Genomic DNA, 17,704 nt, shown 5'->3' with positions numbered 1-17,704 from the left:
CAGTTCGTTACGAAAAATCATAACTCTTACTAATATAATTTATCAATAAAGTTAGTAAAATAAACTCGTAATAATGTGCACTGAGAGCCGTAATCTAGTGCGATATCTATGGTTGATATTTTTGGAGCCACAATGTCACGAATAATATATGTATCAGGTACTTTTGATTTATTCCATAGTAATCATTTAAAAGTTATTAATTATGGTCGAGGACTTGGTGATATACTTATTGTCGGTGTAAGTACCGATGAACTAGTTTGTTCATATAAAAAGAAACCATCAGTTCCTTTTGAAGAACGCATTGCTATTATTGAAGGATTAAAAGCACCGGATGTGGTAATACCACAACACACTCTAGATCATAGAGAAACCGTAAAGAAGCTAAATATTGATGCTTTTATTATTGGTGATGATTGGTATCCAAAATATGATTATCTGAAAGAATTTGGTGTTGAAGTATTTTATTTCCCTTATGGAAAAGGTGTCAGCTCAACTAATTTAAAACAAAAAATTTATGAGCAATATAAAAAGATGCTAGAAACTAGTGATAATCACCCAATTCCAGACCCAGTAGGTGATAAAAAATAATGAAAATATTAATAACGGCAAAGAATAGTGATCTGGCAAGATATTTGACTAATAATATAAACACAGAAGCTAATAATATAGAAACACCATCAAAAGAAGAGTTGAATGTTTCTGACATAGAAAGTGTCAAACACTACTTTTCAAAAAAAACATTTGATATTGTTATTAATTTTGCTGGATCTTTATATTCAAGCACAATAGTTGAGTCTGAGCCAGAAAAATGGATTAATGATATTAACACAAATCTTATAGGTACATATTTGGTAAATAAATTTGCATTAATTAAAAATGAAAATTGCCAAATAATTAATATATCCTCTACTGCAGCTTTCAATGCATACAGTGACTGGAGTTCATACTGTGCATCTAAAGCTGGTGTCCTTAAAGTTTCTCAAGCATTATATAAAGATGGCTATAATATAATAACACTTTGCCCCGGGGCTATACAAACGAAGCTACGAGATTCACTGTCTATAAAAAACCCGAATATAATGACTATTGAAGAAGGTTGCCAACCAATAATTAATGCGTTCAATGGCCATTATACCAATGGTTCGATTATTTTTTATCGGAAAAATGAATTTAAATTCATAGAAAAATATTAAATAGATCATGAATATTAATAGATATGTCTAGATTATCCATTAACATACTATCGCTAATAGCGGTTCAGCTAATTACTTACTTGTCACCAATTATAGCACTTCCTTATTTAAGCCGGATATTAAATATTGAATCGTTTGGATTAGTTATGTTACTGATGTCAGTAATAGTGATATCAAGTTTACTAACTGATTTTGGATTTAACTTATACTCTCCTGCATGGATAGCTAATAACAAAAATAATACCAATAAGATAAATATACATGTCAGTTCAATTTTCATCTTAAAAATAATTTTATTTTTATTAACATCAATTGGTCTAATCACATACTTTACTGTAACAAATACAATACATGAAAATAAAGTCATACTATGTAGTGTGACTTTATTAGCAATATTATCTCAAAATTTCCAGATAATGTGGTTCTTTCAAGGTATAGAAAAAATGTCAAATATTACATATTTGACACTACTTTCTAAATTAAGTTATGTAATATTTGTCATATTTTTTGTAAAAGATAGTAATGATGTATTACAAGCAATCTTAAGTTATGTTTTTAGTAACTTCATAGCAACTACCATAGGGCTATTACTGTATATTAAATTAGGTTATAGAATATTAACTCCTAAATTAATTGATATAATTAATATTATTAGATATTCTTTCCAATTTTTCTTGTCACGGGCAGCAGCATCAATTTATACTTCTGCCAGCACACTAATCATAGGTAGCCATGCTGGGCTAACTCAAGCAGCATTATATTCAAGTGCTGAAAAATTATATCAAGCAGGTCAAAGTATTTCATTTCCGATTAGCCAAGCACTATATCCTTATTTAGCCAGAACTAAAAACATATCAACATTTTACCGTTTTATACTAGTCCTCATACCCCCTTTAATAATTTCAATCAGCATTATTTATTATTTCTCATATGAAATTATCATTGTATTCTATGGACAAGATTATAGTTTAGCTATAGATATTTTCCGTATATTTTTGCTAACAACAATAATTAATTTTATTGCGGTAAACTTCGGCTATCCTGCATTCTCTATTATAGATCGGTTAGATATTGCTAATAACTCAGTTATTATTGCAGCAACTATCCAATTAGCAATGTTATTTATTTTATACTTCATGGATCATATAACTGCTATTAATATAGCTATATCTGTTTTGATAACTGAGGGTATAGTTATGGTAATCCGTGTTGTGACTTTTATATATATGTCAAAGAAGGTATTCCGTGAATTTAAATAAATTAAAAAAAGGATTGATTTTGCTAATATCATATCCAATTTATCCAATTAGTTTTTTATTTCCTTCTAGCAAAAAAAAATGGTTATTTGGTAGTTTTGGAGAATTTAATGATAATAGTCGTTATTTATTTGAATATTGTGTTAAAAATGAAAAAAAATTAAATTGCTATTGGCTTGCAAAAAATAGATCTGAATTTTCTCTTGTAAAAGAAATGGGGTATCCCGTTATATATAAATATAGCTTACTCGGATTATTTCATCTATTAACATCTAAGGTCTATATATACTCATCATATGTAAATAATTTAAGTTACTTCACATCAGGTAAGAAAACATTAGTAAATCTCTGGCATGGCATTCCTTTAAAAAAAATTGAATTTGATATTGCAACACCACCATTAAATAGTTATTTTAAAGATGCAAATCTATGTATGAAAATACTTTATCCTCATTATCATAAAAGAGAAAATTTATTACTATGCCCAGGAGAGTATCTATATAAAAATATTTTTTATTCTGCATTTAGGAAATCTAAAAATAAAATAATAGATGCAAACTATCCTCGTGTTTCCTTTTTAAAGGATAAAAAAAACAACTCAAAAAACAAAGTATTTACCATTACCTATACACCAACTTGGCGCGATGATAATCCTCACTTTATAAATGATAAAATAGATCTACTACATGAAATTGATAAATTAGCTGAATTAAAGAAATTTCAGTTCAATTTAAAATTGCATTCTAACTCTAAATTTAATCCTAAAACATTTAAGAATTTTAAAAATATCACTATTATCGATAACAAGATAGATCCAATGGACCTTTTATTAAGTACTGATTGTTTAATTACAGATTATTCTTCAATTTACTTAGATTTTTTAGTCTTAGATAGACCTATTGTATTCTTCCAATATGATAAAAATCATTATTTAAAAAATAGAGAGTTATATGAATATAAAATTAATGTATTACCTGGGTATGTATGTTTAAGTGATATAGATTTAATTAATGTATTATCTTCAAAAATATGTAAAACTACACATAAAAAAGAGAGAGCTGATTTACTTGAATTAATTAGCTCTAAAAATGACAATAGTTATATTATAAACAAAATAAAAGATAGTATCTCATGAGAATATATATTTTTAGTGAAGTATGCTATGACGACAACAAGCATATAAACCAATATCTTTTTGATTTTTTATCAAAAAAAAATATTGATTGCTATTTTGTTGAACGAGTTACAATGAATATTCCAACTGGAGGATATTTAACTAGAATTAAAAATAAATTAAAAAATATTATTTACACTAAAAAAGACAAAAACATTACTTATTGCAACACCAATACTAAAATTATAAAAACCTTTATTTTTCCACCTTTATTTATATTTGGTTTTATTAATAGAATTATTTTAAAAAAAAACAACCTAATACTAAATAAAGATGACGTAATAATTACATTTGTTCCACATAAACATATATTAAATATAAGTGGTAAGAGATCAAAATCAGTATATTACTGTGTTCATGATACCACTCAACAAAAATATCCAAATAAGAATAAAATAATAAGCTTTGAAAAAAATATCTTAGCAAAAAAATCTTTAGTATTTTGTGATAATAAAACTGTTACTGAAAAACTAGGTCTGAACACTATAGATTATATAAATAATAATGATATATACAAAAAAGGATGCAACGCATACTTAATGCCACCTCCAGTCCCCGATGAATTTTTCATAAAAAATAATAAGAAAAATATTATAAGCTATGATTTTGTTTATTATGGAAGCTTTCATAAAGATATTGATTTAGATGTTATCATTTCTATTTTAGACAATCAAAAAGTATTAATTATAAGCAATAATTGCCCTTCAGAGTTATATAGATATAATAATATTACTATAAAATCATCAATTTATTCGATGAAAGAGTTAGCTAATACTATACACTCAGCTCAATGTATTTTACTCCCTTATAAAAACAGTAAATTTATGGAAACTATTACCCCAGCGAAAATATTACAAGTAAAAGCATTTTCAATGCCTGTAGTGTGCACAAACCACTATTTAGCCGATAAATACTTATTGTCAAATAATATTAACAATCCTACAATACCTACGCCAATTAGTCCTATTTTCTCTGTAACGAATATTTGTACCTTTATTCTAAATAAAATAGATATATTACCATGATAATATCATTTCTTTTGTTTTTATCTATTTTTTTTGCATTTTTATACTCCTCAAAATCAGTTGGTATTAGTTATTTAATATCATCATATTTTTTATCTTTAACTCCTATCGGTGAGACTAACATTCATATTATAATCATATTAGTCTCTATTCTATTTTGCTTATATAAAAGAATATTTATTCTTAGTAAGAAGAGTTTTTTTATCTTATTTGCTATATTAATTACTAATATGGCACCTATATTCTTATCATTTGATTATAATATCTATAACACCATTGGCAAATTATTAAAAATATTTGTTTTTTTACTTCCATTTTCACTTATATATAATAAGTCATTTACCATTAATTTATATAAGCTGATGAGTACGTTTGCTATTATATCTATTTTATTCTCCCTTTTATGGCTATCTGTCCGTATATATGATGGCGGCTTTCTTTTTGATATCCGTATTTCAGGATTAGTATTAGATCCAAATTATTCTGTAATAGTAATCTGCTCTGTATTTTTATTAACCTATACTCTCAAAAAACCTTTAAGTAAAATAAAATTAACTACGATTTCTTTAGTTAGTATATTAATATTAACACAATCAATATCATCATTAGTCATATTCTTATTTATTATGCTATCTGTAGTAACTTTTAAAAGGCTACGACGTAATAATTTACTATACTTAACATTAACTTTTTTGGTTATAATATATATTATTGTTATTTTTTATATTGCTAATAATGTCCATTTAACCATGCTATCTGATTGGAATACAAACTATATATCTTTAAAAATAAATTCACTATTAGTACGACTATATTCTCAGATAGAAGGTATAAAAATAATTCTTCATGACCCAATTCATATTTTATATGGTTTTGGTTCACATGCTAGTGTTGAATTATTTGGAAAAGTTATGCATAGCGCCTATTTACAAACACTCTTTGATCACGGGATTTTTTTGCTTATATCAATATATTTATATATAAATATAATTAGTAAAAAACATATCTTTTATTTAGTTATTTTCTACTTACAAATTATGAATTTTTTATTTGATAATTACTTTATGGGGGTTGTTTCTATATTTTTTATTTTAGGCTTGATTTCAGAGAAAAAACCAGAAAAAAGAGTAATCTTAAATGAGATAACTAAAAACCATGAAAAACGTATCTGTCCTAATATCACTATATGATAAAGAGTCTGCTAACTATTTTAACTTATCCCTTCAAAGTTTATATGAACAAGAGTATAAACCTAAGGAAATAATATTAGTTTTAGACGGCCCTATAAATAATGAACTCAATAGCATTATAACTAAATGGTTAACACTTCTGCCAATAATTTTAGTTCCCTTAAAAGAAAATGTTGGGCTAGCAAAAGCTTTAAATGAAGGGCTGAAATATTGTCATTTTGATTATATTGCCAGAATGGATACAGATGATATATGTACTCCAGAGCGTTTTTTGGTACAAACTAATTTTTTAGAAAACAACCCTGATATTGACGTTGTCGGGACATGGATTTCTGAAATAAATGAAGATAGTATTGAAATAAAAAGTGTCGTTAAATATCCATTAACACATTGTGAATTATTTCAGTTCTTTAGCAAAAGAGATCCTTTAGCTCATCCCACAGTAATGTTTAGAAAGTGTTTCTTTGAAAAAGCAGGTAATTATCCAACTGACGTTCTATTAGGTGAAGATACTGCATTATGGTTTTCAGGCTTTAAAAATAATTGTAAATTTGCAAACGCCCCTCATGTTGGATTAAAATTCAGGCGTACATCTAATTTTTATTTACGCCGTTCAAATAAGAAAAAAACCATTTCTTTGTTAAAATATAGAATATTTAAAATAAATAAAGAATTAAGGTATGGTTTATCTGCAAATATATATGCAATCCTTTATACCTTTTTAGCTCTTTCTCCTACATTTATAAAAAAAGTAATGTATAAGTACTTACGATAAACAAATAAGGATTAAAAATGTCTTCTAAATTCCTCCCATTCTCTTTTCCTGAAATCGGTCAAGAAGAAATTCATGAAGTAGTAGATTCTCTGAAAAGTGGTTGGGTTACTACAGGACCTAAAGCAAAAAAATTTGAACAAGATTTTGCTAGTTATTTAGGTGGTGATGTTGAAGCTATTGCAGTCAATTCAGCTACTGCAGGCCTACATTTAGCTCTAGAGGCAATAGGCATTAAGCCTGAAGACGAAGTTATCGTTCCAACCTATACTTTTACAGCCACTGCGGAAGTGGTTCGCTATTTAGGAGCAAACCCTGTTTTTGTTGACTCCCTTCCTGATTCACTTAATATTGATCCTGAAGCAATTAGGAAAGCAATCACACCTAAAACTAAAGCAATTATCCCAGTACATTTTGCAGGTTTATCTTGTGATATGGATGAAATAATTTCTATCGCTAAAGAATTTAATCTTAAAATTGTTGAAGATGCCGCTCATGCATTTCCAACTATCTACAACGGAAAAAAAATAGGTACATTAGATACAGATGTTACTGTTTTTAGTTTCTATGCTAATAAAACAATGACTACCGCTGAGGGGGGGATGCTGGTTTCCCGTAATCCGGATATTATAAAAAGAGCAAAAATCATGCGCCTTCATGGAATTAGCAAAGATGCATTTGATCGATATCAATCAAAAACTCCTGCTTGGTATTATGAAGTTATAGAACCGGGTTTTAAATACAATATGCCAGATATTTGTGCGGCGATTGGAATTCATCAGTTAAAAAAAATAGATGCCTTCCAGAAAAAAAGAGCACAAATGGCAAAGCTCTATAATGAGGAACTAAAAGATTTGCCATTAATATTACCAGCGCTCCCTTCCAATCCTGATAATCAGCATGCATGGCATTTATACACCATTCGCTTGAAGAGTAATGTAAAAATCTCTAGAGATGATTTTATCATTAAAATGGCTGAAAAAAATATTGGTTGCTCTGTGCATTTTATCCCTCTTCATAAACATCCGATCTGGAGAGATACATATTCATTATGTTCTAATCAATTTCCTATCTCTGAAGAAAATTTCAATAAAATTATATCGATACCATTGTATACTAAAATGACTCATGATGACCAAATAAGAGTAATAAATGCGATAAGAGAGATTTTAGTATAAATGAAATCCATATATAAAATAACTAAAAAACTTTTTGATTTTGTTGCATCACTATTAGGATTGCTTTTTTTGTCTCCTATACTCGTTTTTATTGCTATATGGATTAAAATGGACTCGAAAGGGCCCATTTTTTTTCGTCAGCAACGAGTTGGACTATATGGAAAGCATTTCTATATTCATAAGTTTAGAAGTATGAAATTAAATTCCGAGCGATCAGGGCAACTCACGATAGGAGATGATTCACGTATTACTAATTCAGGAAAATTTATCCGAAAGTATAAATTGGATGAGTTAGCCCAACTTATTGACGTTTTCCTAGGTAAAATGAGCTTAGTTGGCCCCCGCCCTGAAGTACCTAAGTTTATAGATAAGTACCCACTAGATATAAGAAAGGAGATACTATCAGTAAAACCAGGAATAACAGATCTAGCATCTATAGAAATGATCGATGAGAATGACATTCTCTCCCAATATTCAGATCCTCATCAAGCTTATATTGATATAATCATGCCTATTAAAGCTAAATATTATTTAGACTATGTTAAAAACAAATCCTTTTTTCTTGACATTAAGATAATTTTCAAAACTATATATAAAATAATCTTCAGGTAACATTCATGAGAAAGAACTTTATTTTAAAAAGAGAAAGGTTACTAAAAACATTATTATTAATCACTGTTGATATTATCATGATAGCATCTTCATATTGGATCAGCATGTGGTTACGTTTAGATAGAGATGCACCTATTTATAGTTTGTTACATTGGTCTGTAATAAGCCTAACAATGCCTTGCACACTTTTCATATTTATTAGGTTAGGGTTTTATCGTGCTATATTAAGATATGTTAATATGGGCATTTTAAAATGGGCTATTATTGGTTCATTTTTATCAACTTTGATTTTGATCGCATTCTCTTTATATCAGCAAGCTTTCTTACCAAGGACAGTTCCAATTATATATTTTTCTTTTCTCGTTATTCTCTTATGCGGCACTAGATTTTTTTACAGAACTCTCCGTAATTATACTATGAGTAAAGGAATTCCTGTTATTATATATGGTGCAGGAGAATCAGGGCGCCAACTGTTACCTATTCTTCGGGAACATAAGGAATTTAATCCAATAGCGTTTATTGATGATAATACCAAACTACAAAATTTAGACATACATGGGGTTACAGTTTATCCATCTAGCCAAATTTCCAATTTAGTTCAAAAAAATGAGATAAAGAAAATATTACTTGCTATGCCAAGTGTGTCTGCCTATACAAGAAGAAGGATAATAGAAAATTTACAAGATACTCATTGTGAAATATTAACCATACCAAATTTCAACGAATTAGTGGATGGAACTTCCCAGATTAATACACTGAAAAGAGTATCAGTTGATGATCTTTTAGGAAGAGACCAAGTTACTCCATTATCAGACTTATTATCCAATAATATCTTGGGAAAAAATGTTCTTGTATCCGGTGCAGGTGGTTCTATTGGCTCTGAATTATGTCGCCAGATAATAAAACAAAAACCAAAAACATTAGTATTAGTGGAATTGACCGAATTTGCTCTTTATTCAATAGAAAAAGAACTTCAAATAGTTGATAAAGAGACATTTTTACATGTTAATATCGTTCCTATTCTTGGGGATATAAAAAACAAGAATAAAATGGAAAAAATATTAAACAAGTTTAATATTAATACTATTTATCATGCGGCTGCATATAAACATGTACCACTTGTAGAATTGAATATTATAGAAGGCATTCAAAATAATATATTTGGTACGTTATCTATCGCAGAAGCGGCTATATCTCAAAAAGTTGATAGGTTTGTTTTAATATCTACAGATAAAGCTGTTAGACCAACAAACATAATGGGAGCAACAAAAAGATTTGCAGAGTTAATATTGCAAGCATTAGCAACACAGAGCTATCATACTCAATTTTCGATGGTAAGGTTTGGAAATGTTCTTGGTTCTTCAGGCTCCGTTGTACCTTTGTTCGAAAAACAAATAGCTCATGGAGGCCCCATTACTCTGACTCATAAAGACATTACTCGTTATTTTATGACCATTCCAGAAGCAGCCCAATTAGTAATTCAAGCTGGTGCTATGGGAAAAAATGGTGATGTCTTTGTATTAGATATGGGTGAATCTGTCAAGATATACGACCTTGCAGTCAAAATGATAAACCTTTCAGGTCTAACAATAAAAAATGAAAAAAACCCAAATGGAGATATAGAAATAAAAGTAACAGGGCTTCGTCCTGGAGAAAAATTGTACGAAGAATTACTGGTAGGAAAAAATGTTTCTGGAACAAATCATCCTAGGATTATGACAGCGAATGAAACTTATTTAGAATGGGAAAAGCTCCATAAAGTAATTGAGCGTCTTCAATTCTCTTGTTATGAACGTGATGTAGCAACTATTCGTGAAATTTTAATGAGCTCTCCATTAGAATTTAAACCAAAAGATGAAATATGTGATTTATTAAATTAATATCAAATTTTTTCTATTGTATCCCTTAAACTGGGAAACACACCCATGCTAAATATCGTCCTATTCGAACCAGAAATTCCTCCTAACACGGGTAATATTATCCGCCTGTGTGCCAACACTGGCTGCCAGCTTCATCTCATTCAACCCTTAGGTTTCACATGGGATGATAAACGTCTGCGCCGTGCAGGGCTGGATTACCATGAGTTCGCAAATATCAAGCAACATCATGACTACCACGCATTTCTGGAAAGTGAGGGGTTAAGCCCAGTAAACTCACAATCCTCTTCTGGAGCGCGGCTGTTTGCTTTAACCACAAAAGGTACTCCTACACACAGTAATGTAAGCTACCGTGATGGTGATTATCTGATGTTTGGTCCTGAAACTCGTGGTCTGCCATCTTATGTGCTGGATAATATGCCCCCCGAACAAAAGATAAGAATCCCAATGCTACCGGAGAACCGGAGTATGAATCTTTCTAATACTGTCGCGGTGGTAGTGTTTGAAGCATGGAGGCAACTAGGTTATCAGGGCGCTTTATTGCGGGATTAATACTTAAACCTTCAGCGCCTAATCGCGCTGAAGGTTTTTAATTCTGTATGACCAAAAGGGAAAGGAATCTCAAATTCCATCTCCATTTTTAAAGCCATTATTCATTCCATTAAAGTGCTGATCCATATCCAGAGATGGTTTATCACTTTCCGGTTTACCAACAACCCGCGCGGGTACTCCTGCCACTGTTGTATGTGGTGGAACTGGTCTTAATACTACCGATCCTGCTCCAATTTTCGCCCCACGACCAATTTCGATATTGCCGAGGATCTTAGCACCGGCACCAATCATTACGCCTTCACGCACTTTAGGATGTCGATCTCCGCATGCTTTCCCTGTCCCTCCGAGCGTCACCGATTGCAGGATAGAAACATCATTCTCAACAATTGCTGTTTCACCAATGACAATACCTGTTGCATGGTCAAGCATAATGCCACAGCCAATTTTGGCGGCCGGATGAATATCTACACCAAAAGAAACGGATATCTGGTTTTGCATGTAAACAGCCAACGCCTTGCGGTCTTGCTTCCATAGCCAGTGTGCAATGCGAAACGCCTGTAACGCATGGAAACCTTTCAGGTAAAGTAATGGGGTGGAGTATTTATCTACAGCGGGGTCACGCAAGCGCACGGCTTTGATATCACGGGCTGCCGATTCGATCATTGTTGGCTCACTGCGATAAGCGTCTTCAACCACTTCTCTGACTGCAATCGCGGGCATGATTGGTGTCGCCAGTTTGTTTGCCAGCATGTAGCTTAAGGCACTACCAAGGTTTTCATGTTTAAGTAATGTTGCATGGAAAAAACTGGCTAGCATAGGTTCACAATCGGCCAGCTCTCTCGCTTCATTTTTTATATTTGCCCAAACTTCTCTCAGTTCTTCTCGAGACATGTCAATCATTCTCATGTGATTGTTTTATATCCGTCGTCTTTCAAGCCACCTCGTTGTTGGCTATACTCATTCACCACAATGCAACTAGAAATCTATTGGATATATTATGTGATTTTTGGGTAACTTAAATGTGGGAGTTTTCTCCTTCATCCCTTGTAGCTCTTCCTAATAAAGCCTGAGCTGCTTCAAGTACATTTTTATTGCGATATAAAATCTGATAAATTTGCTCTGTTATCGGCATTTCAACACCGACTCGTCTGGCTAATGCCCGAACTTCTTTGGTATTACGATAACCCTCAACAACCTGCCCTATTTCACTCTGTGCGGCGTCAACACTAACTCCCTGCCCCAGCATCATACCGAAACGGCGGTTACGGGATTGATTGTCAGTGCAGGTCAGTACTAAATCGCCCAATCCAGCCATGCCCATAAATGTGGATGGATCAGCACCTAATGCAACACCAAGGCGACTCATTTCCGCCAGGCCACGCGTTATCAACGCAGTACGGGCATTAGCGCCAAATCCCATACCATCAGAGATCCCGGCACCAATAGCGATCACGTTCTTGACTGCACCGCCAAGTTGCACACCGATAAAATCGGGATTTTTGTACACTCGGAAACTTTTGCCACAATGGAAAAGCTGCTGGAGTTCTTCGCCAAATTCAGGTGTCGTCGCAGATACTGCAATCGCGGTTGGTAAGCCCGCCGCCAGTTCTTTCGCAAATGTTGGACCAGACACCACAGCCAACGGGATTTCGTTGCCTAATATCTCACGCGCCACATCCTGTAATAAACGACCAGTTTCTGCTTCAAGGCCCTTCGTGGCCCAAACAATACGGGAATCTGGCTTTAGATGAGGTTTTATCTGCTGTAAAACATCGCCGAATACATGGCTGGGCACCACGATCAGGATATTCCGGCTGGCTGAAATAGCATTCTTCAGTTCAGCTTCAAGCTGTAAACTATCAGGGAAAGAAACATCCGGTAAAAATACCTGATTACAACGGGCTTGTTGCAAGGCATGAACATGTTCAGGGTTATGCCCCCAAAGCACAACCTCATGCCCGTTACGGGCCAGTGTAATGGCTAAAGCGGTGCCGTATGAACCGGCACCGATAACTGTCATAGAAGCAGTATTCATCAGGCTTCCTGTGTTGCCTCATCAGTCTGGGAATCAGACTGTTGCTGCAAATAGTTCATGAACAGAGCATCAAAGTTAACTGGCGCCAAGTTCAATTGTGGGAAAGTACCACGGCCTACCAGACTGGTGATGCATTCACGGGCATACGGGAACAAAATGTTCGGGCAATATGCACCTAAGCAATGCGCCAGTTGAGTTCCTTCAATGCCATCAACAGAGAAAATACCAGCCTGTTGAACTTCACACAAGAACGCAGTTTCTTCTCCCAATGTCGCCGTAACGGTGACACGCAGAACAACTTCATAAACTCCCTGAACCAGTTCACTGGAAGCAGTATCCAGATCCAGTTTAACTTCCGGTTGCCACTCTTCTTGGAAGATTTGAGGTGCTTTAGGGGCTTCGAAAGAAATGTCTTTCGTGTATACGCGTTGGATCTGGAAAGCCATTTCTGTGTTGTTTTGTTCTGACATAATAATTTTACCTTTTGTATGTCCTTATTAAGCTTTGATGATATAAGCATAGTGCTTACATTGACGTTCGTTACTTTTTGCCACGGGCTAATGGTAGGTTCTCACCTGTCCACCCGGCAATTCCCTCTTTCAGGGTATAAACTTGCTCAAAGCCTGCTTTCACCAAATTCTCTGCCGGTGTTTTGGATTCAAGCCCATTGGCTGAAACAATAATAACAGGCTGTTTTTTATGTTTTTCCAGCTCACCCAGATTGTGATCTTTAATCTCAGATGGCGTCAGGTTAACAGAACCAATGATATGCCCTCTGCGGAAATCGTCACGGGAACGTAAATCCACAACGATACCATCTTCCTTATTGATTAAATGGATAACCTGTGCACGAGTGATATCTTTACTCTTGGAGAACACACTTTTTACTGTCAGGACAATAACCGCCACTAACAGGGCAATCCAGGCAAGGCTTAGGATCGTGTTCCGGCTAATAAATTGCATGATTTCTTGCAGCATGGAGGGCAACAACTCCCATTAGTTAATAACAAAAATCTCAAGGTAACAGAGTATACCTGTGTGTTGTGTCAATTACAGCCAATTACCATCAACCGAGTGCAGTTTTTGCGGAGAGTTTCGAGAAAAAATAAAAAATTGCCATGAAATACTTGATTACCATATTCCCTTAAAATATTTCATGCCAAACTGGGCAGATAGAGGATTTTCGATAATAAATGAACTAAATTCACTAAAATTTAGATTATGATTCGGAAAGATAAAAATCGGCAGCTCTCTGGTCAGAGGCCATTTCGCATGAAATAATCGGGCACCACAGATATCTATAAGCATGTACTATAAATAATGTAACGCGTGGCAAGGTACTGAATCAAATGGCTGATAGTAAGGGTTTCAAGAGTTGTAGACTTCAAGAGAAGAAAAAACAGTGGCAACTGAGAAGCAGATCTTTATTGTTCTGTGCCCTACTGTTTGCTTTTTTCTGTTCAGGAACCTTTGCCAATCAAATTGCAGAAAATAAAAATCAGCTTAAAGATATTCAGCAGGATATTGCTGAGAAAGAAAAAAGTGTTAAGCAACAGCAAAAGCAACGCACAGAGCTCCTCAGCCAGCTCAAGGAACAAGAAAGTACGATTTCAGAAGTCGCTCGCTCGCTTCATGGCACACAGCGTCAACTGAACAAGCTGGGAAATGAAATCATATCTCTGACAAAAAGCATTAAGGATCTGCAAAGACAGCAAAAAGAACAGCGTAAACGGCTGGCCAGACAATTGGATGCAGCATTCCGGCAAGGAAATCATCAGGGGTTAGAATTGCTGCTGAATGGCCCGGAAACACAGCGAAAAGAACGCATACTGGCTTATTACAGTTATCTGAATCAGGCTCGTCAAGAGACTATCGTTGAGCTGCAAAAGACAACGGATAAACTGAATCAGCAAAAAAAGCTGCAACAAAGCAAACAAAATGAGCAGCAAACGCTACTAAGCAGTCAGAAGCAGCAAAAGCAAAAAATGGAAGTTGCTCGTACAGCCCGGCAAAAAACGCTCACAACCCTTGAATCTGCACTGAAAAAAGATCAACAGAGTCTGGCTGAACTCAAACAAAACGAAACCCGTCTGCGCAATAAAATTGCTAAAGCAGAACGGGAAGCTAAGGCCCGCGCTGAACGTGAAGCACGTGAAGCGGCTCGGGTTCGTGCGCAAGTTGCAGCTAAACAAAAGCAAGCCCAACAAAAAGGCTCCAGCTATAAGCCAACGGAAGATGAACGTGCATTAATGGCACGAACAGGTGGGCTTGGTCGTCCTGCCGGGCAGGCAATCTGGCCTGTTCGTGGTCGGGTTATCCATAGTTTCGGGGAAACCATACAGGGAGAGTTGCGCTGGAAAGGTATCGTTATATCCGCAGCGGAAGGAACTGAAGTCAAAGCAATTTCAGATGGACGGGTATTACTGGCAGACTGGCTACAGGGGTACGGTTTGGTTGTCGTAGTTGAACACGGCAAGGGAGATATGAGCATTTATGGCTACAATCAGAGTGCTCTGGTCAGTGTTGGTCAACAAGTCCGCGCCGGTCAGCCGATTGCTCTGGTAGGTAGCAGTGGTGGTCAACAACAACCCTCACTGTACTTTGAGATTCGCCGTCAGGGACGCGCTGTTAATCCATTACCGTGGTTAGGAAGATAAGAGGGAGATTATCATGCAGTATCTGTTAATAAAGTGTCTTCGTTCATTCACTCTATTATTGGGGATACTGCACTTTCGGGTAGCCGGGATTTGTTGGCTATTATTGGCCTGTATATTGCCGTTGAGCCTGAATGCCCATGCTGCACGTTTAGCGATTGTCATTGATGACGTTGGCTACCGTGTTCACAATGAAAAAAAAATATTACAAATGCCATCTGCAATTTCGATTGCAATACTGCCTAATTCTCCCTATGGCAGAGAAATGGCGCAAAAAGCTCACAAACAAGGCAGGGAAATTTTAATTCATCTGCCAATGGCACCTCTTAGCAAGCAACCGTTGGAAAAAAATACCCTGCATCCTGCTATGAATAAAGAGGAAATTGCAGCCATTATTTACGATGCCATACAGAAAGTGCCTTATGCGACAGGCATGAATAACCATATGGGCAGTGCAATGACATCCAGCCTTAATGGTATGGAAAAAGTAATGAGTATCCTCTCTCAATATCATCTCTATTTTCTGGATAGTGTCACCATCGGTAATACTCAGGTTGCGAAAGCATCAGCGGGAACAGCTGTACAGATACTCCGCCGGAATATCTTTCTGGATAATGTCCAGACAGAAGCAGAAACACTGAATCAGCTCAATCGTGCTATTGCTCTGGCTCGCAAGCAAGGCTCCGCTATCGCTATCGGACATCCTTACCCTACGACTATCCGAGCATTGCAGCAAGGATTAGCTACATTACCAGATGATATTGAACTGGTCGCTCCCAGCAGGCTGCTTAATCACACTCAGCCAGGTAAGCAAAGTAACCAACAGACTGAACAACAATGCAGAAATACTCAGAAGTCCAAAACTGAACCCGGAACAACATCAGAGCCGAAAATGGATTATCTCAAAATGGTAGGAGAAACATTAGTTCCCGGTGTCATCATCAATACCCTGAAACAGAGTTTTGAAAAATTACGGAATTCCTCACCAAAGACAGAAAAGTTACATAGTGCAGCTCAAATAAAGTCAAAAAAGGATAATGCTGAACGAGATAAAGCAAAGACCAAACAAAATAAAACAGGCGCCCATAAAGCAGTCAGCACCTGTTCTGATTCTTAACAGCTTATTTTACGAAGCTGTATGCAATTTAATCTGCTAATTCCAATTCAGAATAATCTTGCCAGATTGCCCTGAACACATGATATCAAAGCCTTTCTGGTAATCATCTATTGAGAACTGATGAGTGATAATCGGAGTCAGATCTAAGCCAGACTGAATCAATGCCGCCATTTTGTACCATGTTTCGAACATTTCCCGTCCGTAGATACCTTTAATGAACAGCCCCTTGAAAATAACCTGATTCCAGTCGATTGCCATATCTGAAGGAGGAATACCTAATAAGGCAATACGCCCACCATGATTCATAGCACTCAACAAAGTTCGAAAAGCCGGTGGTGCTCCCGACATTTCCAGACCGATATCAAAGCCTTCTGTCATGCCCAGTTCTGACATAACATCTGTTAGGTTTTCCTGACTGACATTTACAGCGCGAGTAACGCCCATTTTTCTCGCCAGATCAAGGCGATAATCATTCACATCCGTAATAACAACATGACGCGCACCAACATGTTTACACACAGCTGCTGCCATAATACCAATAGGGCCAGCACCTGATACCAGTACATCCTCTCCCACCAAATCAAAGGAAAGAGCAGTATGAACAGCGTTGCCAAAGGGATCAAAAATTGCAGCCAGTTCGTCAGAAATATTGTCGGGAATTTTGAAGGCATTGAATGCCGGAATAACCAAGTATTCCGCAAATGAACCGGGACGGTTTACCCCGACTCCCGTGGTATTGCGACAGAGATGAGTACGCCCGCCACGGCAGTTACGACAATAACCACACGTAATATGGCCTTCTCCTGATACGCGGTCACCGATCCTGAAGCCTTTGACTTCCTGACCAATCGCGACTACCTCACCGACATATTCGTGCCCGACGACCATTGGCACCGGAATAGTTTTCTGGGACCACTCGTCCCAATTATAGATATGCACATCCGTTCCACAAATCGCAGTCTTACGGATTTTAATCATCACATCATTGTGGCCCAATTCCGGTGTGGGCACTTCCGTCATCCAAATTCCTTCTTCTGGCTTTAATTTTGACAACGCTTTCATAGTGATA

The 17,704-nt window shown here is 35.3% G+C and carries 18 protein-coding genes; 13 read left to right on the top strand and 5 right to left on the bottom strand.

Features of this window, described 5'->3' with window-relative positions:
* Positions 1-108: 108 nt before the first annotated feature.
* From Xinn_RS01245 to trmL, 11 genes are all read left to right on the top strand, one after another.
* A complete protein-coding gene (locus Xinn_RS01245; RefSeq protein ID WP_211285993.1) occupies positions 109-588 on the top strand; it encodes an FAD synthase family protein in 480 nt (159 codons plus the stop codon).
* Entirely contained in the window at positions 588-1,193 is a 606-nt protein-coding gene (locus Xinn_RS01240) for an SDR family oxidoreductase (RefSeq protein ID WP_211285992.1), read from the top strand. Before Xinn_RS01245 ends, Xinn_RS01240 begins: the two co-directional genes overlap by 1 nt.
* A gap of 23 nt (positions 1,194-1,216) precedes the next feature.
* Positions 1,217-2,452, top strand: a complete 1,236-nt coding sequence (locus tag Xinn_RS01235; RefSeq protein WP_086954917.1) for an oligosaccharide flippase family protein — start codon at positions 1,217-1,219, stop codon at positions 2,450-2,452.
* Positions 2,439-3,584, top strand: a complete 1,146-nt coding sequence (locus tag Xinn_RS01230) for a CDP-glycerol glycerophosphotransferase family protein (RefSeq protein WP_169923508.1) — start codon at positions 2,439-2,441, stop codon at positions 3,582-3,584. Before Xinn_RS01235 ends, Xinn_RS01230 begins: the two co-directional genes overlap by 14 nt.
* A 113-nt stretch (positions 3,585-3,697) precedes the next feature.
* On the top strand, positions 3,698-4,648 hold the full coding sequence (locus tag Xinn_RS01225) for a hypothetical protein (protein WP_153043400.1): 951 nt from the start codon (positions 3,698-3,700) through the stop codon (positions 4,646-4,648).
* Between the two features lie 230 nt (positions 4,649-4,878).
* Complete coding sequence (locus tag Xinn_RS01220; RefSeq protein ID WP_086954914.1) at positions 4,879-5,838, top strand: hypothetical protein; 960 nt, start codon at positions 4,879-4,881, stop codon at positions 5,836-5,838.
* A complete protein-coding gene (locus Xinn_RS01215; protein ID WP_086954913.1) occupies positions 5,804-6,613 on the top strand; it encodes a glycosyltransferase in 810 nt (269 codons plus the stop codon). The genes Xinn_RS01220 and Xinn_RS01215 overlap by 35 nt, the downstream gene beginning before the upstream one ends.
* Before the next feature lie 17 nt (positions 6,614-6,630).
* Positions 6,631-7,788, top strand: a complete 1,158-nt coding sequence (locus Xinn_RS01210; protein ID WP_086954912.1) for a DegT/DnrJ/EryC1/StrS family aminotransferase — start codon at positions 6,631-6,633, stop codon at positions 7,786-7,788.
* Positions 7,789-8,400, top strand: a complete 612-nt coding sequence (locus tag Xinn_RS01205) for a sugar transferase (protein ID WP_280176124.1) — start codon at positions 7,789-7,791, stop codon at positions 8,398-8,400. It abuts the gene before it with no gap.
* Between the two features lie 5 nt (positions 8,401-8,405).
* Entirely contained in the window at positions 8,406-10,280 is a 1,875-nt protein-coding gene (locus Xinn_RS01200; RefSeq protein ID WP_086954911.1) for a polysaccharide biosynthesis protein, read from the top strand.
* Between the two features lie 45 nt (positions 10,281-10,325).
* On the top strand, positions 10,326-10,829 hold the full coding sequence (gene trmL / locus Xinn_RS01195; RefSeq protein ID WP_086954910.1) for a tRNA (uridine(34)/cytosine(34)/5-carboxymethylaminomethyluridine(34)-2'-O)-methyltransferase TrmL: 504 nt from the start codon (positions 10,326-10,328) through the stop codon (positions 10,827-10,829).
* A gap of 69 nt (positions 10,830-10,898) precedes the next feature.
* Here the strand turns inward: trmL and cysE are convergent, their stop codons facing one another.
* The 4 genes from cysE to Xinn_RS01175 all read right to left on the bottom strand — a co-directional run bounded on the left by cysE (position 10,899) and on the right by Xinn_RS01175 (position 13,842).
* Positions 10,899-11,720, bottom strand: coding sequence for a serine O-acetyltransferase (cysE, locus tag Xinn_RS01190; protein ID WP_086954909.1), 822 nt, complete (start codon positions 11,718-11,720; stop codon positions 10,899-10,901).
* A gap of 124 nt (positions 11,721-11,844) precedes the next feature.
* Positions 11,845-12,864 (bottom strand): NAD(P)H-dependent glycerol-3-phosphate dehydrogenase, encoded by a 1,020-nt coding sequence (gpsA, locus tag Xinn_RS01185; RefSeq protein WP_086954908.1) that lies wholly within the window; start codon positions 12,862-12,864, stop codon positions 11,845-11,847.
* Positions 12,864-13,334, bottom strand: a complete 471-nt coding sequence (gene secB / locus Xinn_RS01180) for a protein-export chaperone SecB (RefSeq protein ID WP_086954907.1) — start codon at positions 13,332-13,334, stop codon at positions 12,864-12,866. The genes gpsA and secB overlap by 1 nt, the downstream gene beginning before the upstream one ends.
* 70 nt (positions 13,335-13,404) lie before the next feature.
* A complete protein-coding gene (locus tag Xinn_RS01175; protein ID WP_086954906.1) occupies positions 13,405-13,842 on the bottom strand; it encodes a rhodanese-like domain-containing protein in 438 nt (145 codons plus the stop codon).
* A 371-nt stretch (positions 13,843-14,213) separates the two neighbouring features.
* On the opposite strand from Xinn_RS01175, the gene envC reads away from it, so the two are divergent.
* Positions 14,214-15,521, top strand: coding sequence for a murein hydrolase activator EnvC (envC, locus tag Xinn_RS01170; RefSeq protein ID WP_086954905.1), 1,308 nt, complete (start codon positions 14,214-14,216; stop codon positions 15,519-15,521).
* Positions 15,522-15,534: 13 nt separating this feature from the next.
* Positions 15,535-16,635, top strand: coding sequence for a divergent polysaccharide deacetylase family protein (locus Xinn_RS01165; protein ID WP_099137590.1), 1,101 nt, complete (start codon positions 15,535-15,537; stop codon positions 16,633-16,635).
* A gap of 36 nt (positions 16,636-16,671) precedes the next feature.
* Here Xinn_RS01165 and tdh read toward each other — a convergent pair whose 3' ends face one another.
* Positions 16,672-17,697 carry an L-threonine 3-dehydrogenase gene (tdh, locus tag Xinn_RS01160; protein ID WP_086954904.1) on the bottom strand — a complete coding sequence of 342 codons (1,026 nt, stop codon included), beginning with the start codon at positions 17,695-17,697 and terminating at the stop codon, positions 16,672-16,674.
* Positions 17,698-17,704 lie beyond the last annotated feature (7 nt).

This window comes from Xenorhabdus innexi (assembly GCF_002632485.1).
GTDB classification, from domain to species: domain Bacteria; phylum Pseudomonadota; class Gammaproteobacteria; order Enterobacterales; family Enterobacteriaceae; genus Xenorhabdus; species Xenorhabdus innexi.
The sequence above is the reverse complement of the archived record's forward strand: the minus strand, read 5'-3'. Positions and strand labels throughout refer to the sequence as shown.